The following is a 4,304-nucleotide window of genomic DNA, read 5'->3' on the forward strand; positions in this document are numbered from 1 at the left end:
AGGGTGAAGGGCTATGTACATACGCTCAACTCCACAGCAATAGCTAGCACGAGAACCATAACAGCGATTCTCGAGAATAACCAGGATCCCGAGGGCATCGTCGAGATCCCCAAGGTTCTCAGAAAATATCTAGAGCCTTTTGCAAAGGCTCCAAAGGACTATATATATCCGAGGAGAAAATCTAGCAATTAATTTTATATAGAGAGCTATGAGATATTCACTCACTACACATCTATCAGGCTTATAATCTGTAGAAAATATCATTAACCCCCTAGTATCCGGTACCCACTCCTCAGTAGGGGCTAAGAGAGGTTGTGGTGAACCATCTATAGAGATAATAACCAGGGATCGGCATCTCTTTAGCCTAATTTTTTATAAGCTAGTGAATCCATTTATCTATTAAGGTGTATAGATAGCCATGCCTTCTCTAAAGGTTTTGATAGCCATTATAGCTGTGATTATCGTTGCTATCGCTTCTACCTTGATAACTATGAATAAGCCCGAGGTATCTGGAGGTGGCGAAGGGCTTACAGGCTCTACAAATGTTACGACGGCACTGGGTAAGGGCTATGACCAGGTTTCTAGCGCTACCCCTAGGCTAAAGCCTGTAGGGCTTGTTAAGGGGTATGGCTATCCCATCGGTGTTAGGGATGGGTGGTTCTACATGCTTCTAGGCAGTATTGATGGTGATGGTGGTAAGATCTCTCTGGTCGGGGTTAGGCTTGGTGGGGGAGATGTTAGAGATTATGGTGTTGTTGTGGATAGATGGAATCCCTATTCCACATATGTTGAGGTTGCTGCTGGACGCCCCATTATAGATGATCGCTATGCGTATTTCATCCAGGATGGTGGAAAAACAGCTAGGACTATAGATCTTGTGTCAGGTAGTATAAGCATTGCTAATGTGAGTGGAACCTATTTATGGATATTAGATGCTGGTGAGGGCATGCTCTACGCACATGATCTGGGATCAACCGAGAAATATGTTGTCCTAGATTTAAATGGCAGAGTTGCCTGGGAGTCTTCCGGAATACATGTTGGAACAATGGTACAGCCTATATATATATCCAGTCCCGAGGGGCTCATGTCCTCCCCCATCGAGGGGGTAATGGTTTATCTATATTATATGTTGAAGCCTATGATAATGAGGATCGGGGTGGAGTGGTATATGCCAGGCCATCTATTCTAATTCTAATTATTCATCTATATAAGGGCGGTGAATACAGTGTTAAGCGGTATATGCTTTCGAGCGAGAAGATACCGATCACTTCTCTGGGGGGATATGGTGTTATATATAATGATACCATATATGTAGCCGCTCTATATGGGTATAGAGGCTATGTGCTCCAGCTCTGCTCCATCTCGCTTGATGATGGTTTAAGATGGTGTGTAGAACCCTCTAAGATAGATAGAGAGATCAAGGAGATTAAGAATATAGCTATGCATGCCTCTGAGAGAGGGATCTTCATAACATATAGATATACATATTCTATGAATAATAGCAATGCTTATCACGAATCAACTAGGATAGGCTTCTATAGCGGTAGAGGAGAGAGAATCTATAACAAGGATCTAAGCTCTCAAAGCCTCCCTGAAATAATCTCGGTTGTAGGGGAGATCAGAGGTAGGCTATATCTTCTCACAAAGAACCCCACTATGCTAACCCCGCTGGTGCCCTCCTCATATGATATATATCTATTAGAGCTAGATCTAGAGAGTGGTGGTATGAGGGGTGAGCTGATGATACGGGGCCTGATAGCTGAGATGCTTAACTTGGGTATAGAGGATGTTAGAGTAGCTATGTCGGAGCGTCTCCAGGTATGGGCCTATGTATATGGTAGTAACATATATATTTTCTATAGGAGTGGTGATTATAACTATATAGCGGTTCTAACATCCCGCTAGGCTCTATGCTGAGCTATATAGAGTTAAACACTTTTCAACACAGACCTTTCCGGGATAATGCTGAGATCTAGGATCTCTGGGTATTCGGCTTATATATTAACCATGATCTAAGGATCATTTACAGCCGAGCCTCGCCCATTAGGGCGGGGAGGAGTCTGGTCTTTGTAATATGTGGGTATCACCAGATCTGTTGTTGCTGGGCTAATATTCTGTAAAGGGCTATATCTCGGGTGGAAAATGGGTTGGCTTGGGATCCTTGGTGGGAGTTGCTATATAGAGTATCTGTGGTTGCCGCTGTTGCAGCATCGCCAGTCGGCGAGATCTTGGTTGCGATACCTGTTGGTGTTGCTCTTGGTCTGGATCCTTTTATTGCTTGGCTAGTCTCGATCCCTTCTAACATGGCTCCCTCCGCAGCGATCCTTTGCTTCCTAGAATGGTTTACCAGGAGGTTTCCTAGGTTCTCCCGCTATTTCGGTGGGAGGGGTTCTAGGTTTATCGCTGGGCTTGGGTTTAGAAGGCTCTCCCTGGTCCTAGTGGTTGCCACTCCCTTCGCCGGTGTCTATGCTGTATCCCTCGCCTCTGGTTTTCTTGGTCTGGGTAGGAGGTTCTCCTTTATATGCCAGCTTCTCGGTGTTTCTCTCTTTGGCTTTGTGGAGGCTCTTCTGATTAGGTTTGGCTTATCCTTGTTCTCTCTATGATGCTCCTATGTCGCTGAATGTTAGTAGCTCTATCTCTTCTGGCTTGCTTGTTATTGAGCCTATCCTTGCTCCTATTAATAGTTTTATCTTCTTCTCCCTCGCTATGTCTATGATTCTCTGGGTTATTATTCCGTCGAATACTACTGCGTATATAGATCCTGGGTCTTTTGTTGTTAGCTTTTCATATAGATCTCTCACCGTTGTTTTCTCGATTGGGTTCCATGATGAGTCGTATAGGATTCCTGTTAGTGTTCCTATCAGTGTTTTTGCTTCTTCCGCTATCTTCTCTGGTATCTCTACAAGTGTTTCTAGCTGTGCTTGTTCTGCTTGTGTTATCTGTGCTCTTCTCTGCTCCTCTGTCTCTGGTTTTATCTCCTCCACCTCTTTCTTCTCCTGTATCTGTTTTAGATATTCTGTTGCTGGGATCATGTTTTTGAGTGCTCTCTCTATCTCCTTCCCTGTTAGCTGTTCCACTTCTTTTCCTTGTGGTGCTCTGGCTATGTAGTCTATCTTTACTGTTTTTAGCAGTGTTTTTAGGATCATGTCTCCTCCTCTGTCTCCGTCTACGAATGCTATTACTGTTTTTCTCTGGGCTAGCTTTGCTATTGTCTCTGGTATTCTTCCCTGTGCTCCTTCTACTGAGATTACGTTTTTATAGCCGTATCTCAGCATGTTTATAACATCTGCCCTCCCCTCTACTAGGATTATTGTGTCGCTTGTCTCTATCTCTGGCCCTGCTGGTAGTTTTTCTGGTCCGTAGAGTATTGGTTCTGGTATTTTTATGCTTGCCTCTATCTCCTCTACTATTTGTTTTAGATCTGGTGTTTTCTCTTTAGCCCATTTATTAAGTATCTCTTTGGCTCTCTCAACTATCTTCTTGATCCTCTCTATCCTCATATCAACTATATCTGTTATCTGTACCCTTGCGTTGTAGGGGCCTACCTTGTCTATGCTCTCTATCATAGCTGCTACCAATGCTGTTTCTACCCTGTCTAGGTTTGATGGTACTAGGATCTCTCCGACTACTTTGTTACCCTGTGTCCTTGTCTCTACATAGATCCTCCCTATTCTACCCCTCTCCTGGAGGATCCTGAGATCCAGCTCCTGGCCGAACAGCCCTTCGGTCTGGCCAAATATAGCTCCTATTATATCGGGTTTATCAACATTACCATCAACCTCTATCCTAGCCTTGATCACATACTTCATTCCATCCACCCATGAGCATCCATATATAGGATGCACAGAAGCTTTTTAGATTAAAGCATTCTAGAGGGGGAAGCCAGCCTTTCTAAGCCTAGATATTATAGCCCTCTGATCCTCGAATAGCGATGATAACCTTCTAAGCTCCTGCAGAGAGATCCTCAGATCCCCAGACTCATAGAGATCAACATACTCGTGGAGCTCCTCATCAACAAACTCAGAACCAGACCTAGCCTTCAAAACAATATGCTGCTCAGGAGAAAGCATCCTAAGAGGATAGCCAGAGAGATCAACAACCCTAGACCCCTCCACAAACTCCCAGGGGATGTAGAAGTCATGCACAGCCTCATAGAGATCCAGGGGAACCTCCTCAGAACCAACCCTAACAACAAGAGACGGAGTACCAAGCCACGTAGAACCAACATCCCAGCCCATCTCATCAGCACGAGAAACAAGATCAGCCTCGACAGCAGAAAGAGAACCCTCAAAAACAAAGAGATC

The 4,304-nt window shown here is 44.4% G+C and carries 6 protein-coding genes; 4 read left to right on the forward strand and 2 right to left on the reverse strand.

What is annotated here, in order from left to right; genetic code table 11:
* From QXE01_11760 to QXE01_11775, 4 genes are all read left to right on the forward strand, one after another.
* On the forward strand, window positions 1–192 hold a 192-nt coding region (locus QXE01_11760; protein MEM4971913.1), incomplete at its 5' end, for a serine--tRNA ligase.
* Window positions 193–418: 226 nt separating this feature from the next.
* Window positions 419–1,189: a hypothetical protein gene (locus QXE01_11765; GenBank protein MEM4971914.1), complete on the forward strand. Its 771-nt coding sequence runs from the start codon at window positions 419–421 to the stop codon at window positions 1,187–1,189.
* Between the two features lie 50 nt (window positions 1,190–1,239).
* Entirely contained in the window at window positions 1,240–1,905 is a 666-nt protein-coding gene (locus QXE01_11770; protein ID MEM4971915.1) for a hypothetical protein, read from the forward strand.
* 230 nt (window positions 1,906–2,135) lie between these two features.
* Window positions 2,136–2,603: a small multi-drug export protein gene (locus tag QXE01_11775; protein ID MEM4971916.1), complete on the forward strand. Its 468-nt coding sequence runs from the start codon at window positions 2,136–2,138 to the stop codon at window positions 2,601–2,603.
* Here QXE01_11775 and dnaG read toward each other — a convergent pair.
* Together dnaG and QXE01_11785 are read right to left on the reverse strand one after the other, a co-directional pair.
* Window positions 2,598–3,809, reverse strand: a complete 1,212-nt coding sequence (gene dnaG / locus QXE01_11780) for a DNA primase DnaG (protein MEM4971917.1) — start codon at window positions 3,807–3,809, stop codon at window positions 2,598–2,600. The genes QXE01_11775 and dnaG overlap by 6 nt on opposite strands.
* Before the next feature lie 60 nt (window positions 3,810–3,869).
* The coding region (locus tag QXE01_11785; GenBank protein MEM4971918.1) for a nucleotidyltransferase at window positions 3,870–4,304 on the reverse strand (435 nt) is incomplete at its 5' end.

Source organism: Sulfolobales archaeon, assembly GCA_038897115.1.
Lineage (GTDB): Archaea > Thermoproteota > Thermoprotei_A > Sulfolobales > AG1 > AG1.